The sequence below is a fragment of the Bradyrhizobium sp. P3_C3 genome, assembly GCF_056402655.1.
In genome coordinates, this window is the sequence record NZ_JBFUGY010000024.1 from 24,248 (window position 1) to 42,866 (window position 18,619).

The following is an 18,619-nucleotide window of genomic DNA, read 5'->3' on the forward strand; positions in this document are numbered from 1 at the left end:
GCCGGGTCTTTGCAGAACCGCCTTGACAAGACGCGCGCCGAGGAAATATTTTATGCTTAAAATAATTTGGGTGAAAGCTCGGCACACGGCGCGACGCGCGAAAGCGAGGGATCATGCGCATAGTCTGTATCGGCGGCGGCCCGGCCGGTCTCTATCTGGGCCTGCTGATGAAGCGCCGGCACCCGGAGCATGTCATCACGGTCGTCGAGCGCAACAAGCCCTACGATACGTTCGGCTGGGGCGTCGTGTTCTCGGATGCCATGATGTCCGCGATGCGCCTTGCCGACCCCGAGAGCGCGGCCGAGATCGAGGACGCCTTCAATCACTGGGACGACATCGAGCTCGTCTTCAAGGGGACGCGCCAGCGCACGACGGGCCATGGCTTCATCGGTATCGGGCGCAAGCATCTGCTCAATATTCTTCAGCGGCGCTGTGAAGCGCTGGGTGTCGAGCTCGTCTTCGAGCGCGAGGTCGAATCCGATCTCGAATACCCCGACGCCGACCTGATCGTCGCCTGTGACGGCGTCAATTCCAGGATCCGCGCTCGCTATGCCGAGCAATTCCAGCCCGACATGGTGATCCGGCCCAACCGCTTCATCTGGCTCGGCACCAAGAAGGCGTTCGACGCCTTTACATTTGATTTTCAGAAGACCGAGCACGGCTGGTTCCAGGCGCACATCTACAAGTTTGATGCGGAGACCTCGACCTTCATCGTCGAGACCACGGAAGAAGCCTACAACGCCCACGGGCTTGGCGAGCTCGATCAGCAGGCCTCGATCGAGTTCTGCGAAAAAATCTTCGCCGAGACGCTCGATGGCGCGAAGCTCCTGACCAATGCGCGCCATCTGCGCGGCTCGGCCTGGCTCAATTTCAGCCGCCTGATCTGCGGCAAATGGAGCGTGTTCAACGGCAAGTCTCATGTCGTGCTGATGGGGGATGCCGCGCACACCGCGCATTTCGCCATCGGATCGGGCACCAAGCTCGCGCTCGACGACGCCATCGAACTCGCCAACCAGTTCGATCGCCATGGCCACGGTCGCGCCGGCATCGAAACCGTGCTGGACGCGTACGAGGAGGTGCGCCGCGTCGACGTGGCGCGCATCCAGAATGCGGCGCGCAACGCCATGGAATGGTTCGAGGTGGTCGGCCACCGCTATGCCGATACGCTCGAGCCGCCGCAATTCTTCTATTCGATGCTGACGCGCTCACAGCGCATCAGCCACGAAAACCTTCGCCTGCGTGATCGCACCTGGCTGGAAGGTTTTGAGCGCTGGTTCGCCGCGCGGTCGGGCATTGCGGTCAAGGATGGCGAGCGGGTGCCGCCGCCGATGTTGACACCGCACCGTGTGCGGGGACTGACGCTTGCGAACCGGATCATGGTCTCGCCGATGGCGATGTATTCGGCGCAGGACGGGCTCATCGACGACTTCCACGTCGCTCATCTCGGCGCGCGCGCCATGGGCGGCGCCGGGCTGGTCTTCGCCGAGATGACATGCGTCTCCCCGGATGCGCGGATCACGCCGGGCTGCCTCGGGCTCTGGAACGATGCACAGGCGGCGCAGTGGCGCCGCTTGGTCGAGCTCGTCCATGGCGTCGGGCATGCCAAGGTGGGGATTCAGCTCGGCCATGCCGGGCGCAAGGGTGCGACCAGGGTGCCCTGGGAAGGGATCGATCAACCCCTTGAATCCGGAGAGTGGCCGCTGATCTCCGCGTCGGCCTTGCCGTATCTGCCGCACAGCCAGATGCCGCGGGCGATGGACCGCGGCGACATGGACCGCGTGCGCGACGATTTTGTCGCGGCAACACGTCGTGCCGCTGCCGCCGGCGTCGAGTGGCTCGAGCTCCATTGCGCGCACGGTTATCTGCTGTCGAGCTTCCTCTCGCCGTTGACCAACCGGCGTACGGACGAATACGGCGGCAGCCATGAAAACCGCGCGCGCTTTCCGCTGGAGGTGTTCGAGGCGATGCGCGCGGTGTGGCCGTCCGACCGGCCGATGTCGGTGCGCCTGTCCTGCCATGACTGGACCGAGGGCGGCAACATTCCGGCCGATGCGGCGATCTTCGCCGCCATGTTCAAGGAGGCAGGGGCGGACCTGATCGATTGTTCGTCGGGGCAGGTCTGGAAGGACGAGCGGCCGATCTATGGACGCCTGTTCCAGACGCCGTTCGCCGACCTGATCCGCAACGAGGTCGGCATTGAGACCATCGCAGTCGGCGCGATCTCCGAGGCCGATCACGCCAATTCGATTCTCGCGGCCGGCCGCGCCGATCTCTGCGCCATCGCGCGGCCGCATCTTGCCGACCCGGCCTGGACGCTGCACGAAGCCGCGCGCATCGGCATCACCAAGGTCGAGTGGCCGAAGCAGTATCTATCCGCCAAGGGACAATACGAAACCAATCTGGCGCGCGCTGCGGCTGCGGCCGGGCAATGAGCGGAGGAGGGATCAGATGAACTCCACGGCGAAAGTGATCCGGCGCGAATGGCTCGATTGGCCGTTTTTCGAGCCGCGCCATCATGCGGTCGGCGAGGCGCTCGACCGCTTCGTGCAGTCGGGGGCTCTCGACACAATCGATCACACTGATGTCGATGTCGCCTGCCGCAAGCTGGTGCGCGCGATGGGCGAGGCGGGGGTGCTCGATTGCGCCGTAGCGGCGCCCGACGGCGATGCGACGACGATCGATTCTCGCTCGATCTGCCTGTCGCGGGAGTCGCTCGCCTATGCCGATGGCCTCGCCGATTTCGCCTTCGCCATGCAGGGGCTCGGCTCCGGCGCGATCGCGCTCGGCGGCTCGGCGGACCTGCGCAAGGCCGTGCTGCCGAAAGTTCGCGCCGGCGAATGGCTGGCGGCCTTCGCGCTGTCCGAGAAGGAGGCAGGATCGGACGTCGCGGCGATGTCCTGCACGGCGCGGGCCGACGGCAATGACTACGTCATCGATGGCGAGAAGACCTGGATCTCCAACGGCGGTATTGCCGATGTCTACACGCTGTTTGCGCGAACCGGCGAGGCGCCGGGCGCCCGCGGCATCTCGGCCTTCGTCGTCTTCCCGGATGATCCCGGCTTCGGCATCGCCGACCGCATCGACGTCATCGCGCCGCATCCGCTGGCGACGCTGCGCTTCACCAATTGCCGGATTCCGGCGAGCCGTCGCCTCGGCGCGCCGGGCGGCGGGTTCAAGCTCGCGATGCAGACGCTCGATATCTTCCGGGCGTCTGTCGCAGCCGCGGCGCTCGGCTTTGCCCGGCGTGCGCTGGACGAAGCGCTGTCGCACGCGCGCAGCCGGCACATGTTCGGTGCGACGCTGGGCGATCTCCAGCTGACCCAGGCCGCGCTCGGCGACATGGCGACGGAGACTGACGCCGCCGCGCTCCTGACTTACCGCGCGGCCTGGCGCCGCGACGTCCAGAAGCTTCCGACGACGCGCGAAGCTGCCATGGCGAAGCTGACGGCAACCGAAACCGCGCAGCGCGTCATCGACCGCGCCGTCCAGATGTTCGGCGGCCGCGGCGTGCGCAAGGGTGAGATCGTCGAAAGCCTCTACCGCGAAATCCGCGCGCTGCGCATCTACGAGGGCGCGACCGAGGTCCAGAAACTGATTGTCGCGCGCGATCTCCTGAAGCCGCGCTGAGAGGATCGAGAACTCCGCATGAGTACGATGATGAAATCAGAAGCCGCCGCGACCAGCGGCCTTCAAGTGCTTCAGCCCAGCGGCTGGCCGCAGCCGAAGGGATATGCCAACGGCATCATGGCCGATGGACGTCTCGTTGTGACGGGTGGTGTCGTCGGCTGGGATATCGCGGGTCGGTTCGCCGACGGGTTTGTCGCGCAGGTTCGGCAGACGCTCGAAAACATCGTTGCGATCCTGGCGGAAGGCGGCGCCCGGCCGGACCATCTCGTGCGCCTGACATGGTATGTCGTCGACATGGATGAATACACCGCGAATCTGAAGGCGCTCGGCAAGGCCTATCGCGAGGTGGTTGGCACCCACTACCCCAGTATGGCGCTCGTGCAGGTGGTGCGCCTCGTCGAGCCATCCGCGCGCGTCGAGATCGAAGCGACTGCCGTCGTCCCGCGCTGACGAGGGCGTGCGTGAAGGTGCTGCCGCCGATCGCGCGGGCTCGTGGGCCGCTACGCCACCGGAATGAACGCATATCCTTGCCCTTCTTCGACCACTCTGCCGATGCCTGGTCGACCTAAATGAGCGCCGGCCAGCCACGTCTGCGCATTTGCTGCGTCCCGGAGCAACCTGATCCGGGTAGCCCTCGCCACGGCTTCGTCATCGTCATAGGCCCAGGTAAGCTCGAGACGGGAAAACTGTGCGGCGGGAACGTGGATAAGGTCGCCGCAGAACAAGACATCGTCCTTGTCAGTGTTGAGGAGATAACCCATATGGCCCCGAGCGTGCCCAGGTATATCCACCGCCAGTAAATGATCGGCCAGCCGATCTCCTCCGTTAACGGGGGCAAGGAGTGAACGAAATTGCTCCAGCACGGGCTCGGCAAGAAACTCCTCGACGGCGTCTGCCCCTATCACGATCTTCCTCAGGCCGTTAAACGCGCGTCGACCGTCGGGCATCAGGAGACCATTGATGTGGTCGCCATGAGCATGAGTGAGGGCGATCATCGTGACCGATGACGTGTCGATGCCTGCCTCCGCCATCGCCTCCGCGAGGTGACCCATGGACGGGTCCCAACTCCCGCCCGCTCCACAATCGATCAAGACGCGTTCCATGCCAGAGCGATCGAATAGGAAGCAGTTGACCGATAATCGAACCAGCGAAGCGTCCCGCTGAGGCGGTTCGGTCTGCCTGCCTACTTTGTCGTTTGGATATTTGAGGGATTCGGCGGGCAGGTCGACATATCCATCAGAGAGTGACCAAATCCTCCATGATCCCGACGCGCAGCCCAAGGTGTTGGCGCTTTGTGACAGAGCTTTCACGGACAACCTGACAAGCGTTTGATTCATTCTCTCAAAACGACAATGAAGCCGTCAGGTTTTCGAAGTCATCACTTTCTGAGCGATCTTCCAGGTTCCGTCGACCTTCAAGCACGACAACATGTCKGTGAAGTATCGCGGCGGAATCTGCAATTTCAGTTTCAGAAGCGCGAGCTCTCCTTCAACGTCAATTGAGAGGATCTGATCTTGGCGCTCCAGGCCTTGTTGTTTCGGAGCTTTCAAATTGCGGACAGCTGCCAGCCACGTCGCAATTGGCGTCACGCTCACGCTGCCGTCGTCGCCGACCTTGGTCACGGAACTCGAGGGATGGAATATAGACGCGAATTTGTCGGCATCCATTTCATAGGCACTGTCGAAATAGGTCTGCGCCAGGGAGCGCAAGGCACGAGCATCGGTATCCATAGGCCTGTTATCCATAACGTTTGGAACGGGAAGAAGCTGCGCGTGGCTGGAAAGTTTCGTCTCCGGCCGTAACCTGCAGAAGGTTGCCTCAAGTCTTCCTTGCTGACCGAACCTAGGACAAAGTAGCTTATGAGGATAGGCGTGTTGAACAACATGGGCTTATGAGGAATATTCATAAATCATGAGAAACGAGCTGAACGAACTCGCTACGTTTGCAATCGTCGCCAGAGAGCGAAGCTTCACGCGGGCTGCGGCAAAGATCGGTGTGTCTCAGTCTGCCCTGAGCCACACGATCCGGGGACTAGAGCAACGGCTCGAGCTGCAGCTTCTTGCTCGAACGACCAAGAGCGTCGCACCAACCGCCGCAGGGGCAGCTCTCTTGAAGGAATTGTCTCCGGCACTCGAGCAGATTGCTCGTGCCATCAACGAGGCCCGAAACGTTCGACACCGGCCTGCAGGGCGCCTTCGGATTGTCATGTCCCGGTCGGCTGCCGTGATGGTGTTGTTGCCACGGCTCACGGCATTCGCGGAAGCTTACCCCGACATCGTTCTTGACGTTGTTACCGTCACTGGCCCCGTCGACCTCGTTGCGGGTGAGTTCGACGCCGGTATTCAACTTGGCGAGTACATTCAGAAAGACATGATCGCGGTGCGGGTCACCCAGGAGTTGAGATTGGCGGTGGTCGGATCGCCCGGCTATTTTTCATCGCGAAGCATTCCCCGGAGACCCAAGGATCTAAATGACCATCGATGCATAAGCCTGCGTCTTCCGGGCGGTCCATACAGGTGGGAATTCGAGAAAGGACGAAAGGCGGTCACGGTCGGCGTCAATGGCCCGCTCATCATCGATGATACCCACCTGGTGATTCAGGCGGCACTCGCTGGCGCCGGCCTGGGGCTCGCATTCGAAGAGCAGGTCGCGGAGCATGTTGCGAAACGTCGCCTTGTTCGTGTGCTGGAGGATTGGACGCCGCCAATTCCCGGGTTCTTCATGTATTACCCCAGTCGTCAGCATCAGCCGGCTGCGCTGTCTGCACTAACGAACACGCTGCGAGCCTCTTGACAAGACTTGGCGCGCGACCGCGCGAGGCGAGCTTCTTCGGCTGAAGCCTCGATGCCGCGCACAGCGGCTGTATGCGTTATGATTGTGCGGAGAAAGACACATCGATCGCCGACGTTGCGGGGCCAGCGCCTTGCTTGGCGCGATTTCATTGATTGTGCGGGGGATGAGCCCCGGTGTTGGCCGTGCCCGACGAATGGGATACCCACCCAGAGCCGACCGACGATGGCGACAACGACCGTCGTGCTCTTTCAGGAAGCTTGCCTCGGGCTTTTGCGGTGGCTTAGGTACCGAACGGCCAATTTGATGAAATTGCGCACGACCATCGACGTTTCATCCTCTCGGAATACCAAAAACACATCGGCCGAGGGTGGTGAGGGTCTGATGGGCCGGAATACAATGTCGGCTGTCGTGAAGCGTGCAATGGACTGGGGCACCAGTGCCACGCCGAAGCCCGCCACGATCAGGCTCGGAATCGACTGGGCGTCGACGACCTGCTGGGATACCCGCGGCAAAAAGCCGGCATCGACACAGCATTTCTGGATGTAGCGTGCGAACTCGGAGCTATTGGGGTCGAGGACGATGTGATCCTCCGATGCTAATTCGCTAAGCGCAACGCGCTTGCGCCCGGCCAACGGGTGCGCGTGCGGCAGTGCGAGGACCACCTCTTCGCGCCAAGCAAGCTTGCTGGTCAGGCCGTGTTCGGTCGGAACGCTGCGAATGAGACAAATGTTGGTCGTGCGGTTGAGGAGTGCTGCGATCTGCAACGCAGGCGCCTGCTCATGCACCGTGGTTTTCACCGACGGAGCAACCTTTCGGTAGGCGGCAAGCAGTTCCGCCAGCCGACCGCGCAGGATGGAGCCGGTTGCACCAACGTCAAGCGTGCCGATAAGGCCGGCGCCGATCGACTGAACTTCGTCTTCCGCGAGCTTGATTTGCTGGAGAATGGCGCGACCTCGGTCCAGCAGGGCTTCACCGGCCTTAGTCAATTCGACCCTGCGGCTGGTCCTGTGGAGAAGCTGCGTCTTGAGCTCGGCCTCCAGCGTCTGGATGTGCTGGCTCAGCGGTGGCTGGGAAAGGTTCAGTCGCCGAGCGGCGAGGGTGAAGCTGCGTTCTTCGGCGACGGCGATGAAATATCGGAGCTGGCGGAGATCCATTTGGAAAACCTATCAATCGTGTCGTTCTATATATTGGACTTGAGATCCGCGATGGTCAACGAATGCCCGACGGAGCCCTCTGCGAGCCGGGCGCGGTCCGCGATCACGGCAAGCGCGCTCCTTTGTGCGTACGACGACACGTCACCACCAAACAACAAGATAGGCGGAGGCCCGAAGGCCCACCAAGCCGCGCCGGCCGAAGACCAGCCAAGCGAGGAAAAGCCGTGCCCAAGATATTCAAGTCACTCTTCTTCCAGGTAGTCATTGCGCTCATGCTGGGCATCGCCCTCGGCGTGGCTAATCCCGACCTCGCCCTTCAGATGAAGCCGCTCGGCGACGGCTTCATCAAGCTGATCAAGATGCTGGTGCCTGTGATCGTGTTCTGCGTCGTCGTGCACGGTATCGCCGCGGCGGGAGACCTGTCGAAGGTTGGAAGGGTTGGCATCCGCTCTCTCCTGTATTTCGAGATCGTCACCACCGTCGCACTGGTGTTCGGCATTGGGCTTGCCTACTATTTCGAGCCGGGCGCAGGAATGAACATCGACCCGAAGACGCTCGACGCCAAGGCCCTTAGCGGGTTCAGCCAGACCGCGGCTCAGGTCGCGGGAGGCGGCGTCTCCGAATTCCTGATGAAGCTCATCCCCTCGACGATTGTGGGGGCCTTCAGCTCCGGCGACGTCCTGCAGGTGCTGATCGTCTCGATCATGTTCGGCTGCGCCGTGTCCTTGTGCGGCGAGCGAGCGAAGCCGGTCGTCGAGTTCATCGAGCGCGTGAACGAGATCATCTTCAAGATGATGAATTTCGTCGTCCGGCTCGCGCCGATCGGCGTCTTCGGTGCGATCGCCTTCACGGTTGGGAAGTATGGTGTTGGTTCGCTCAAGCAACTCGGTGGGCTCGTCGGCCTGTTCTATCTGGCCGTGGTCCTGTTTGTGATCGTGGTGCTCGGCGCAATCATGCGACTGTCCGGCTTCAGCCTGTTCAAGTTGCTCGCCTACTTGCGCGAAGAGTTGATGATCGTTCTCGGCACCGCCGCAGGTGACAGCGTTCTGCCGCAAACCATGCGAAAGCTCGAGCAGCTCGGCATCAAGCGGTCGACGGTTGGTCTGGTGATACCGACCGGATACTCGTTCAATCTGGACGCGTTCTCCATCTACTTGACCCTGGCCGCAGTCTTCATCGCACAGGCGACCAACACGCCGCTTGCGACAGGCGATCTCCTGGCGATTCTTGGCATCGCGTTGCTCACCTCGAAGGGCGCGCACGGCGTTCCGGGCTCGGCCATCGTCGTGCTCGCCGCGACGCTTGCCGCTATCCCGGCTATTCCGGCGATCGGCCTTGTGCTCATCCTGTCGGTCGACTGGTTCATCGGCATTGCCCGCGCCCTCGGCAATTATGTCGGAAACTGCGTTGCCACCGTCGTCGTCGCGTCCTGGGAAGGCGACATCGACAAGGCAAAGGCGCATCGTATCCTGAACGGCGAGATTGATCCCTCAAGTGAGGGGCTGGTCGATGCCGTCGGCGGAGATGAGCCCGTCCCGAGTGCACAGACGGCGTGAAGCGCGAGTGTTGGTTGGAATATGGCGATGCTGACGCTTTCGATTGAGCCTCTAACGAGGAAGGCATTTGCGCCTTTTGGCGATGTCGTCGATACGGATGGGTTGACGCCCCTGCCGATCAACGAAGGCTTTGCCCGGCGCTTCAACGATCTCGCCACGATCGACGTCACCGCGGAAGGCGGACAGATCAACATCAGTTGGTTTGTCGCCTCCACCCGGCCTGCGCCGATCGCGATCCGGCTGATGGAGCGCCATCCGCTTGGAAGTCAATTGTTCATGCCCTTGAACCGCAAGGAGTGGCTGATCGTCGTCTGCACGGATCCGCATATCGCCTCGACCTATCGGGCCTTCGCTGCAACGGGACACCAGGGCGTGAACTATGCCCGCAACTGCTGGCACCATCCGCTGCTTGTTCTGGAAGACTCCAGTCCGTTCTTCGTCGTCGACCGGAAGGGCGGGGGCGACAATCTTGAGGAATATTGGCTGGAAGAGATGATGCAGCTCGATTTTGCGCCGGACAGCATTCTCGGCAAATGACGCGCGGCAAGCAGAGCCGCGCAATGACATACCACACGGGAAACCTATCGGAGGCTACGACCATGCCATCGCAAACCTATCACGTGCCGCAGGGCGGCCATCCGGCCCAGACGGAGCTCTTGAGCGGCCGGGCGGTCTTCACGAACGCATATGCGGTCATACCAGGAGGGGTGCAGCGCGATATCGTCGTCAGCCATCTGCCGCATTGGGATAAGACGCGTGTCTGGGTGCTGGCGCGACCGCTCTCCGGATTCGCCGAGACATTTTCCCATTATCTTATGGAGGTGGCACCGGGTGGGGGAAGCGAGATGCCGGAGCCGGACAAGGATGCCGAAGGCGCGCTGTTCGTCGCGGGTGGCAAATTGAGCCTTGAGGTGGCCGACAAGGAGCGGGAGCTGCGGCCCGGGGGCTTTGCCTATCTTCCGCCCGGCCGTGGCTGGAGTATTCGCAATCGCAGCTCGAGCCCAGCTCATTTTCATTGGATCCGCAAGCTGCATCAGGGCGTGCCGGGGCTTGCTCACCCCGACGTCATCGTGACCAACGAGGACTCGGTCGCACCGACGCTAATGCCAGATACGGATGGGAGATGGAGGACCACACGCTTCATCGATCCGGCCGATATCCGATATGACATGCACATCAATATTGTCACGTTCGAGCCGGGCGCATCTATTCCCTTCACAGAGACCCATGTCATGGAGCACGGTCTTTACATTCTGGAGGGCAAGGCCGTCTACCGGCTCAACCAGGACTGGGTCGAGGTCGAGGCAGGAGATTTTATGTGGCTGCGGGCGTTCTGTCCGCAGGCGTGCTACGCCGGKGGCCCAGGTCGGTTCCGTTATCTCCTCTATAAGGATGTCAACCGGCACATGGATCTGCGGCCCTTCACGGCAGCGTAAGTTGGAGGCCCTTTTTGGCGAGCTATCGCGGACGGATCATCCGGACGATGCTGATAATTGCACAAAAGCTCAGGGTTACATCGGCTCGATGCCGATCTTCTTGATGACCGCAGCCCATTTCGTCGTTTCCGATGTCATGAAATCCTTCAGGCCTTGTGGGTCCATCACCATGGGCTCAGCGCCTTGCTCGACGAAGAGGGCGCGCACCTTCGGATCGTTCACGGCTTCCGCCATCGCCGCATAGAGCCTGTCGAGCACGGCCTTGCCTGTGCTCGCGGGCGCGAGCAGAGCAAGCCAAGCGGCGCTCTCGTAATTCTTGAGGCCCGCCTCCGCCGCGGTCGGCACATCCGGCAGCGCGGTCATGCGCTTGTCGCTGGCCACCGCGAGCGGGCGTGCATCGCCGCTCTTGATCAGGCTGATGACGTTCGGCAAGAGCTGGAAGCCAAGCGGGACCTGGCCCGCGATGAAGTCCGGCGTATAGGCGGCGATATTGCGATAGGGAACGTGCGTGATCTCGGTGCCCGTGAGCTGCTCGAAATAGGCGGCCGCCAGATGCTGCGACGAGCCGACGCCGACCGTTCCGTAGTTCAGCTCCCGCGGATGCGCCTTGGCATAGTCGATCAGCTCGTTCAGTGATTTCGGTGGCAGCCTCGAATTGATCACGATGACATTCGGTAACGTCGCGAACAGGCCGATCGGGACGAGATCCTTCTGCGGATCGTAGGGCAGCTCCTTGTAAAGCGACTTGTTCGCGGCCAGTGGACCGGAGGTGCTCATAAGCAGCGTGTAGCCGTCGGGTGCGGCATGCGCCGCAGCCGCGGTGCCGATATTGCCGCCGGCGCCGGGACGATTGTCGACCACGAAGGCCTGCCCGAGTGACATGGACATACGGTTGAGCAGGATGCGGGTGATGACGTCGCTGGCGCTGCCGCCGGCGAAGGGCACAAGCACCTGGACCGGGCGGGTCGGATAGTCTTGCGCGTTTGCATGCCGCATTCCCGTTGCTGCGAGCAGGGCGCCACCACCGAGCGAGAGCAGCGACCTCCGGTCAGGACGAAATCCCTCGTTCTGCTGATGAGCGCCATCTGTGATCTTGCTGCGACCGAACCGTGCCATCTCGGACTGAATCTCCCGACTGTGTCTTGTTCTGCGAGCCCAGGGAGCGTCCGGGACGGGAGTCGTCGGGGATGAGCGCCAGGTCGCATTTTTCTGCGCCTGGACCGTAGTTAGCAGGCCGCTACGACCGTCATGCCTGCACGTCTCAAAACTTACCAACCCGTCTCATTTTGCAGTGGGCGCGACATCTTGTCCGAGTACGACGACAGCGACGCCTAATCCAGCCCGCTCTTGCCCGGCGCCCAATAGGCTTTGGTCTTGATCCGCGATGATGCGACGCCCGCAGCTTTCAGCGCGCGGCTGACGCGCTGGATCGATGAGGCCTTACCTGTCAGGACGAACTGCGCTCCGTTTGCAGCAAGGCGCAGCATTTCCGCCTCAACGGTCGCGAGATGGTCGTCGCTGTCGCTGCGAGCGATCAATCTTGCTTGGCCGAGGCCAATAGCCTCGAGCGCCTGCCGCGACTCCGCGGCATCAGTGGCTTCGAACATGTGGAGCGCGCCGCCGGCCTGCAAATTGTTGCGGAGAGCTGCGGCAATGCCGAACGAGGTCTCATCGCCGAACAGGACGACTGGCGCCTCAAAGCCGGCAAGATCGAGCGAGCGGCGCGGCCCGAAGAACTGGAAGGTATCGCCTTCGCGCAAGCCACTCGTCCATCGGCTGCCGGGGCCGTCGCCATGTACGAAGGCGACGAGGCGTGTTCTGCCGTTGCCTGTGTCCCACGACATCGGCGTATAGGTGCGCGCACTCAGGCCTGCGCCCATCGCGATCTGGATCTTCTGGCCGGCGGTCCATTTGACGTCCTTAAGCGCTTCGCCTTCGAGTTCGATGAGCCGAAAGCGCGGCGAGAGTGTCTCGATGGCTGCAACGCGCGCAGGACGCATCAGCCATCGCAGTAACATGCGTGTGACACGTCCCTGCGGTGCCTGTGATGACTCGGAGATTTGTGGTGCCGGGCTGGGCTCGATCAAGGCTTGGCTCCCGGATTATCTGCTCTTGATCGTGAGTTCATTGCCGCGGCCAGGGTCGAACGGCAGCGACAGCGAGAGGTAGCCATTCTCGGGATCTCTGACGTAGCCGATATAGCCCGAAGCTTCCTCGAACGCGTTCTCGCCGACGATGAGTGCGCCGGGCTTGAGCTGCGGCTCCAGCAGCTTGAGAATGGGAAGATAGAGCGTGAAGGCGCCATCGAGCATCACCATGTCGATCTCGCCGAGGCCGGAGCCGAGCGTTTCGCGGGCATCGCCGAGCCGGAATTCGACAAAGTCCGCGAGCCCCGCGGCGGCAACGTTCGCGCGGGCGCGCTCGATCTTGCCGGGCTCGAGATCGGTCCCGATCAGGCGGCCGCCGCCCATGTCGCTCAACGCTGCCGCCATGTAGATCGCCGAAATCCCCATCGAGGAGCCGAACTCGACGATGCGCTTCGCCTTGCAGGTACGGGCGCACATGTAGAGGAAGCGTCCGAACCGCGGAGAGACGCTCAGGAAGTTGTCCGCAAATCTCTGGTAGACTTCATTGAGATCGCGGCTTTCGGCCGCGATGGCCTGGCTGATCATCTCTTCGCGACTGCTGGCCTCACGCGCGAAGGTCTGCATCAGCGGCGCGTCGGCAATCTTCGCCTCCTGGTGAAGGCGATGAAGGACGTCTGCGACGAGGCCCGTGCTGAGTGAATCCATCTTGGTCGGCTCCTTGCAATGCGCCCACTGGCGCTTCGGAGCCTCGATACGAAATCGTGCCTCTGACCGCATTCCGCGAACGGGACAATCGATTGCGATTTCCGGTCAGTGTACGCCGATGCGACGCTCGGCGAGATAACGTGCCGGCGGCTTGCCCAGCGCCTTGCGAAACATGGTGACGAAGGCGCTCGCGCCCTCATAGCCGAGATCGAGCGCCACGGCCTGGACGGAAGCGCCCTGGTCGAGGCGCTGAAGCGCGATGAGGATGTGAAGCTGCTGGCGCCAGCGGCCAAAACTCATGCCGGTCTCGCGTTGCAGGATGCGGGTGAGGGTTCTCGGGGCAACGGCGATGCGCCGGCCCCAATCGTCGATCGTCGCGCGATCGGAAGGATTTGCCATCATCGCGCTGGCGATCCGGCGCAGTCTGGCATCTACAGGCATCGGGAAGCGCAGTTCCTCGACGGGCGCCGTCGACAGCTGGTCAAGCAGCACCGTAGCGATCCGGCCGTCGGCGCCATCGACATCGTACATGACAGGCATGTGGGTCGCATGCACCAGCAGATTTGCCAGCAAAGGCGAGATCGACAGAGCGCAGCAGTGTCTCGGCAGCCCTGATGCTGCATCTGGCTCGACGAACAGGCAATACATCTCGACATCGCCTACGACGGTCACGCTGTGCGGGACACGGCCGGGAATCCATACCGCACAGCGCGGCGGTACGATCCAGACGCCGTGTCCGGCCTCCAGCCTGACGATGCCCCGCAAGGTCAGGACAAGCTCGTCCTTGCGATGCTCGTGCATGGCCAGCTCCATGCCCTTCGTGACCATGTGACCGCCGAAGGCGGCGAGGGCGCGTGGCACGGTCTCGGGGTCGAAATCCCCGAGATCATCGGGGCGAATATGGTCGTCGTTGAGCCGGAAGAAAGGCATTGGGCGGTGATTGGTCCGGACGCGGTGGCGTGCGTCAGACAATATCGGCCTGCGATTGAGAGTTTCAACGCAGATGGCGCGAATCTCGATCAGTTCTAACCAGCTCGCTTCCGCGGCTTCCTGCGCTCCTTGCGGGAGGGCAAGCTAGCCCCGCCGGCGGAGGGCACCACGAACTCTCGCGCCACCGCGGCGGCCTGCGCGAGATCCTGGCTGATGACATCGAGCACCGCCTTGGCCGCGACCGACACCGCTCGCCGCGGGTGATGCACCCAGGCAATCGAGCGCACGATCCGTTGCTGGTCGAAGCGATGCGCCCGGATGGCGCCGCTCGCGAGCGATTGCCGGAGCGCGATGGTCGGCAGCACTGTGGCAAAATCGGTGGTCGCGATCACGTCGCAGAGCGCGGGGAGGGTGTCGAGCTCAAGCCGCGGCCGCAGGTCGATGCCGACGGCGGCGGCGTGCTCATCCAGGATCAGCCGCAGGCCGTGGCGCTTGGACGGCAGCACGAGGTCGAAATTCGCGACGTGGTCGAAGCGTAGTTTTGCCGGCGGCCTGACCGGGCTGTCCTTCCGGCAGGCGAACACCATCTCCTCGTCCATGATGTGATGCGCGGACAGCGGCGTCTTCCGGCGCGGCACGTTGATCAGCGCGAAATCGAGCTGGCCTGTGTTGACCCAGTCGACCAGCGTCTCGGTATAGCCTTCGCAGGCGGACAGCGTGATCTCGGGATAACGACTGGCGACCGTCGCCGACGAACTGGCCATAGTGCTCTGCGCCACCGACGTGATGAGGCCGACCGAGACCCGCCCCGAAATGCGCCCGCCGAGCTGCGCCATCTCTTGCCGCGCGTACTCGGCGTCACGCACGATCGGCGCGGTCAGCCGCACCAGCGCCTCGCCGGCGCTGGTCAGAGTCATGCCCTGGACGCTGCGGTCGAACAGTTTTTGGCCGAGTTCGGCCTCGAGCTTGGCGATCTGCATGCTCAGCGCGGGCTGCACGATGTTGAGCTGGCGCGCGGCGCGGGTGACGTTCTTTTCCTCCGCCAGGCAAAGGAAATATTGCATCTGCCTGAGTTCCAAGGGGCCTGTCCTTCGTTCGCCGGTCTTGCTCGCGGGCATCATCATAGATGATGGACGATATAATCAATCATTATTTGTAGTGATGGGTGGGATTGCCTAGTCTCGTGGCGGACCGCGGGGCCTCATGGCCCGGGCCGTCTGGGAGCGAAATCAGACATATGCAGGACGCCACACCCAAGCGGATGATCATCGGCATTTCCGGCGCCTCCGGCGTCACCTATGGCGTGCGCCTGCTGCAGCTCCTGCGCAATGCCGGCGTCGAGACGCATCTGGTGATGTCGAAGACGGCTGAGCTGACCTTTGCCTACGAGACCGATTTGAAGATCGCGGAGGTGAGGGAGCTCGCCAATGTCTGCCATGCGATCGACGACATGGCCTCGGCGATCTCCAGCGGCTCGTTCCGCACCGCCGGCATGATCGTGGCGCCGTGCTCGATGCGCTCGATGTCCGAGATCGCCTCGGGCGTGACCACGACGCTTTTGACCCGCGCTGCCGACGTCGTGCTCAAGGAACGCCGGCGCCTGGTGCTGATGGTGCGCGAAACCCCGCTGCACACCGGGCACCTCCGGACGATGACGGCTTTGTCCGAAATGGGCGTGATCATCGCGCCGCCCGTGCCGGCCTTCTACGCAAAACCCGAGAACCTCGACGACATGGTCGAGCACACCGTCGGCCGTGTGCTCGACCTGTTCGACATCGATATCGGCGTTGTGCGCCGCTGGGGCGAGGACGAGGCGCTCAAGCGCCGCTCGCCGCCGCTGCGCAAGATCGCGCCTTGACCTGAAGACCTGAGGAATGACCCGTATGCGAATGGAAAATGTTGCGAGGAGAAGCGCGAACGCGCCCGCCGATCTGCGCGCCTGGCTCGCGTTTCTCGCCGAGCGCGGCAAGCTCGCGATCGCTCGCGAGGGCATTGGGCTGGCTGACGAGCTCGCCGCCGTCGCCAAGCGGCTGGAGCGCGACAGCGCCGTGCTCTTCCCGCGACCCGATGGGCATGAAATTCCCGTCGTTGCCAATCTCTTCGCCGGACGCGACTGGGTCGCCGATTCCATCGGCGTGACCGAGGACCAGTTGCTGCCACGGTTCCTGGCTGCCGCAAGCCATCCGCTGCCGACGCATGAGGTCGCGAGCGGACCGGTGCAGGACGTCGTCCACGAGGACGTCGATCTGCTGCGCCAACTCCCGGTTCCCAAACACAATGAACGCGACAGCGGCCCCTACATCACGGCCGGCCTGCTGATCGCGCGCAGCCCGAAGACCGGTGTACAGAACGTCTCGATCCACCGCTGTCAGATCAGTAGCAGGAACCGCATCGGCGTGCTGCTGCTGCCGCGGCACACCTTCTCCTACTACCGCCTCGCGGAAGAGCTGGGCCAGGCGCTGGAGATCGCGATCGTGATCGGCGCGCATCCGGCCTTGATGTTGGCCTCGCAGGCGATTGCCGCGCTTGACGAAGACGAGATGGCGATTGCCGGTGCGCTGCTCGGCGCGCCCGTCGACGTCGTGAAGTGTCGCACCAATTCAGTCCGTGTGCCCGCCCACGCGGAGATCGTCATCGAGGGACGCATTCTTCAGGGCGTGCGCGAACCGGAAGGTCCGTTCGGCGAATTCCCCCAATATTATGGTCCGCGCGCCAATCGCGAGGTGATCGAGGTTGATGCGATCACGCATCGTGCGAAACCGATCTTCCATACCATCGTGGGCGGCGGTTTTGAGCACCTGATCCTCGGCGGCGTGCCGCGCGAGGCGACGCTGCTCCAGCATCTGCGGCGCAGTTTTCCTGGCGTGATCGACGTCCGCCTCACGCGCGGCGGCACCTGCCGCTACCACCTCGCGATCAAGATCGACAAGGCGAACGACGGCGAGCCCAAGAACATCATGATGTGCGCGTTCGGCGCCCATTACGACATCAAGCAGGTGGTCGTGGTGGACAAGGACGTCGACATCTCCTCGTCCGAGGAAATCGAATGGGCGGTGGCGACGCGCTTCCAGGCCGACCGCGACCTCATGGTCGTCGCCGGCGCGCTCGGCTCGAAGCTCGATCCGACCACCGACAACGGCATCAGCGCCAAGATGGGCCTCGATGCGACCGCGCCGGTCAACGCGCCCGAGCTCGCTTTCAAGCGCATTCGCGTCAAGGGCGAGGAGGAGGTCGATCTCGCCACTGCCTTGCAGGCCGACCCCGGCGCTGCGGTCGCGCGGCTTCTTTCGGAGACGCGTGCATGAGCGGATTACCGCTCGGAAGCAACTTGCGTCGGTTTGCGCCGTTGGAATATGAAGCGGGGGCTGCTTATAGTGCCGCGCCGATGAAGCAATCATTTTGCAGCGCAACGCTGCCGGGAGGAAGAAACTGATGTCGACGGCCCTGCGCATCGCTCATGGCGCTTTCGGCAGGGTCGCTCTGCTCGACATGGACCGTTCGCTGGTCCGCCACGCTCATCATCACTGCCACGTCCTGCTCAAGGTCGAGGGCTCCGACACGCAGTTTCTTGTGGGCGACCAGGTCACGCCCCTGACGGATACGGCCGCCGTGCTCGTCGACGGCTGGAAGCCGCATGCCTATGTGCACGACGCCAACCGTCCGCGCACGCTGATCATGGCGCTCTATATCGAGCCGGAATGGCTGAAGGAGTTCCGTCCCGGCTGGGCGGCCAGCGGTGCGCCGGGCTTTTTCGAGCGGCCGTCGGGCGAGGTGTCGCCGCGCATTCGCCAGCTCACGCTGCATCTGGCGGCTGAAATGATGGCGAATCCGGATGCGGTGCGGACCCACGAGCAGACGCTTTCGGATCTCATGATCGCGGTGATCGAGCGCTTCACGCCCTGGCGCAGCTTCCCGACCTCGATCCGCGGCATGAGCGCGGTGAGCTGCGATTGGCGCATCCGCCGCGCGATGGATGCGATGCGCGTGCACGATTYCTATGCCAACGTCGATCAGTTCGTGAAGGGTGCGGGCCTGTCGCGCGCGCAGTTCTTCCGCCTGTTCGAGACCTCGCTCGGCGTCTCGCCAAAGCTGTATCTCAATGTCGTCCGCATGGAGCGCGCGCTCGACGCCGTCATGCGCGAGGACACGCCGCTCGGCGAGCTCAGCGAGCGCTTTGGCTTTCCGGAGCCTGCGCATTTCACGCGCTTCTTCCGCGACCACGCCGGCGTCAGCCCGCGCGAGTTTCGCAACGTCTCGCGTCTTGCGGGTTGAGTCTTGCGGGCCGATATTGCGCTGCACGCTCTCGAATGAGACGATTTGGTAAGTCGTGA

At 63.0% G+C, this 18,619-nt stretch carries 18 protein-coding genes; 10 read left to right on the forward strand and 8 right to left on the reverse strand.

Features of this window, described 5'->3' with window-relative positions:
• Positions 1 to 113 precede the first annotated feature (113 nt).
• Genes AC1DW2_RS25215 through AC1DW2_RS25225 form a run of 3 tightly spaced genes read left to right on the forward strand, consistent with a single transcriptional unit; the run spans position 114 to position 4,077 of the window.
• Positions 114 to 2,432 (forward strand): bifunctional salicylyl-CoA 5-hydroxylase/oxidoreductase, encoded by a 2,319-nt coding sequence (locus tag AC1DW2_RS25215; RefSeq protein WP_477007372.1) that lies wholly within the window; start codon positions 114 to 116, stop codon positions 2,430 to 2,432.
• A 16-nt stretch (positions 2,433 to 2,448) separates the two neighbouring features.
• Complete coding sequence (locus AC1DW2_RS25220) at positions 2,449 to 3,627, forward strand: acyl-CoA dehydrogenase family protein (protein ID WP_477007373.1); 1,179 nt, start codon at positions 2,449 to 2,451, stop codon at positions 3,625 to 3,627.
• 18 nt (positions 3,628 to 3,645) lie between these two features.
• Entirely contained in the window at positions 3,646 to 4,077 is a 432-nt protein-coding gene (locus AC1DW2_RS25225) for a RidA family protein (RefSeq protein ID WP_477007374.1), read from the forward strand.
• 50 nt (positions 4,078 to 4,127) lie between these two features.
• Here the strand turns inward: AC1DW2_RS25225 and AC1DW2_RS25230 are convergent, their stop codons facing one another.
• Positions 4,128 to 4,964, reverse strand: a complete 837-nt coding sequence (locus tag AC1DW2_RS25230) for an MBL fold metallo-hydrolase (protein ID WP_477007375.1) — start codon at positions 4,962 to 4,964, stop codon at positions 4,128 to 4,130.
• Positions 4,965 to 4,988: 24 nt separating this feature from the next.
• A complete protein-coding gene (locus AC1DW2_RS25235) occupies positions 4,989 to 5,357 on the reverse strand; it encodes a nuclear transport factor 2 family protein (RefSeq protein WP_477007376.1) in 369 nt (122 codons plus the stop codon).
• Positions 5,358 to 5,538: 181 nt separating this feature from the next.
• On the opposite strand from AC1DW2_RS25235, the gene AC1DW2_RS25240 reads away from it, so the two are divergent.
• The gene (locus AC1DW2_RS25240) at positions 5,539 to 6,420 is read left to right on the forward strand and encodes a LysR substrate-binding domain-containing protein (RefSeq protein WP_477007377.1); all 882 of its coding nucleotides are present in this window, start codon (positions 5,539 to 5,541) and stop codon (positions 6,418 to 6,420) included.
• Between the two features lie 248 nt (positions 6,421 to 6,668).
• On the opposite strand, the gene AC1DW2_RS25245 is transcribed toward AC1DW2_RS25240, so the two are convergent.
• Positions 6,669 to 7,574 carry a LysR substrate-binding domain-containing protein gene (locus AC1DW2_RS25245; protein ID WP_477007378.1) on the reverse strand — a complete coding sequence of 302 codons (906 nt, stop codon included), beginning with the start codon at positions 7,572 to 7,574 and terminating at the stop codon, positions 6,669 to 6,671.
• A gap of 224 nt (positions 7,575 to 7,798) precedes the next feature.
• On the opposite strand from AC1DW2_RS25245, the gene dctA reads away from it, so the two are divergent.
• The 3 genes from dctA to AC1DW2_RS25260 all read left to right on the forward strand — a co-directional run bounded on the left by dctA (position 7,799) and on the right by AC1DW2_RS25260 (position 10,566).
• Positions 7,799 to 9,130, forward strand: a complete 1,332-nt coding sequence (gene dctA / locus AC1DW2_RS25250) for a C4-dicarboxylate transporter DctA (RefSeq protein WP_477007379.1) — start codon at positions 7,799 to 7,801, stop codon at positions 9,128 to 9,130.
• Positions 9,131 to 9,157: 27 nt separating this feature from the next.
• The gene (locus AC1DW2_RS25255; RefSeq protein WP_477007380.1) at positions 9,158 to 9,667 is read left to right on the forward strand and encodes an ureidoglycolate lyase; all 510 of its coding nucleotides are present in this window, start codon (positions 9,158 to 9,160) and stop codon (positions 9,665 to 9,667) included.
• A gap of 62 nt (positions 9,668 to 9,729) precedes the next feature.
• Positions 9,730 to 10,566, forward strand: coding sequence for a bifunctional allantoicase/(S)-ureidoglycine aminohydrolase (locus AC1DW2_RS25260; RefSeq protein ID WP_477007381.1), 837 nt, complete (start codon positions 9,730 to 9,732; stop codon positions 10,564 to 10,566).
• Positions 10,567 to 10,641: 75 nt separating this feature from the next.
• On the opposite strand, the gene AC1DW2_RS25265 is transcribed toward AC1DW2_RS25260, so the two are convergent.
• The 5 genes from AC1DW2_RS25265 to AC1DW2_RS25285 form a co-directional block, all read right to left on the reverse strand.
• Entirely contained in the window at positions 10,642 to 11,682 is a 1,041-nt protein-coding gene (locus AC1DW2_RS25265; RefSeq protein ID WP_166093381.1) for a Bug family tripartite tricarboxylate transporter substrate binding protein, read from the reverse strand.
• A gap of 215 nt (positions 11,683 to 11,897) precedes the next feature.
• A complete protein-coding gene (locus AC1DW2_RS25270; RefSeq protein ID WP_477007382.1) occupies positions 11,898 to 12,584 on the reverse strand; it encodes a siderophore-interacting protein in 687 nt (228 codons plus the stop codon).
• An 84-nt stretch (positions 12,585 to 12,668) separates the two neighbouring features.
• Positions 12,669 to 13,358, reverse strand: coding sequence for an O-methyltransferase (locus tag AC1DW2_RS25275; RefSeq protein ID WP_477007383.1), 690 nt, complete (start codon positions 13,356 to 13,358; stop codon positions 12,669 to 12,671).
• 105 nt (positions 13,359 to 13,463) lie between these two features.
• The gene (locus tag AC1DW2_RS25280; RefSeq protein ID WP_439034480.1) at positions 13,464 to 14,288 is read right to left on the reverse strand and encodes an AraC family transcriptional regulator; all 825 of its coding nucleotides are present in this window, start codon (positions 14,286 to 14,288) and stop codon (positions 13,464 to 13,466) included.
• A 95-nt stretch (positions 14,289 to 14,383) separates the two neighbouring features.
• Positions 14,384 to 15,352, reverse strand: coding sequence for a LysR family transcriptional regulator (locus AC1DW2_RS25285; RefSeq protein ID WP_439035734.1), 969 nt, complete (start codon positions 15,350 to 15,352; stop codon positions 14,384 to 14,386).
• A gap of 173 nt (positions 15,353 to 15,525) precedes the next feature.
• On the opposite strand from AC1DW2_RS25285, the gene AC1DW2_RS25290 reads away from it, so the two are divergent.
• The 3 genes from AC1DW2_RS25290 to AC1DW2_RS25300 all read left to right on the forward strand — a co-directional run bounded on the left by AC1DW2_RS25290 (position 15,526) and on the right by AC1DW2_RS25300 (position 18,560).
• Entirely contained in the window at positions 15,526 to 16,146 is a 621-nt protein-coding gene (locus AC1DW2_RS25290) for a UbiX family flavin prenyltransferase (protein WP_477007384.1), read from the forward strand.
• 25 nt (positions 16,147 to 16,171) lie between these two features.
• Positions 16,172 to 17,593, forward strand: a complete 1,422-nt coding sequence (locus AC1DW2_RS25295) for a UbiD family decarboxylase (protein WP_477007432.1) — start codon at positions 16,172 to 16,174, stop codon at positions 17,591 to 17,593.
• Between the two features lie 127 nt (positions 17,594 to 17,720).
• Complete coding sequence (locus AC1DW2_RS25300; RefSeq protein ID WP_477007385.1) at positions 17,721 to 18,560, forward strand: helix-turn-helix transcriptional regulator; 840 nt, start codon at positions 17,721 to 17,723, stop codon at positions 18,558 to 18,560.
• The last annotated feature ends 59 nt before the right edge of the window (positions 18,561 to 18,619 follow it).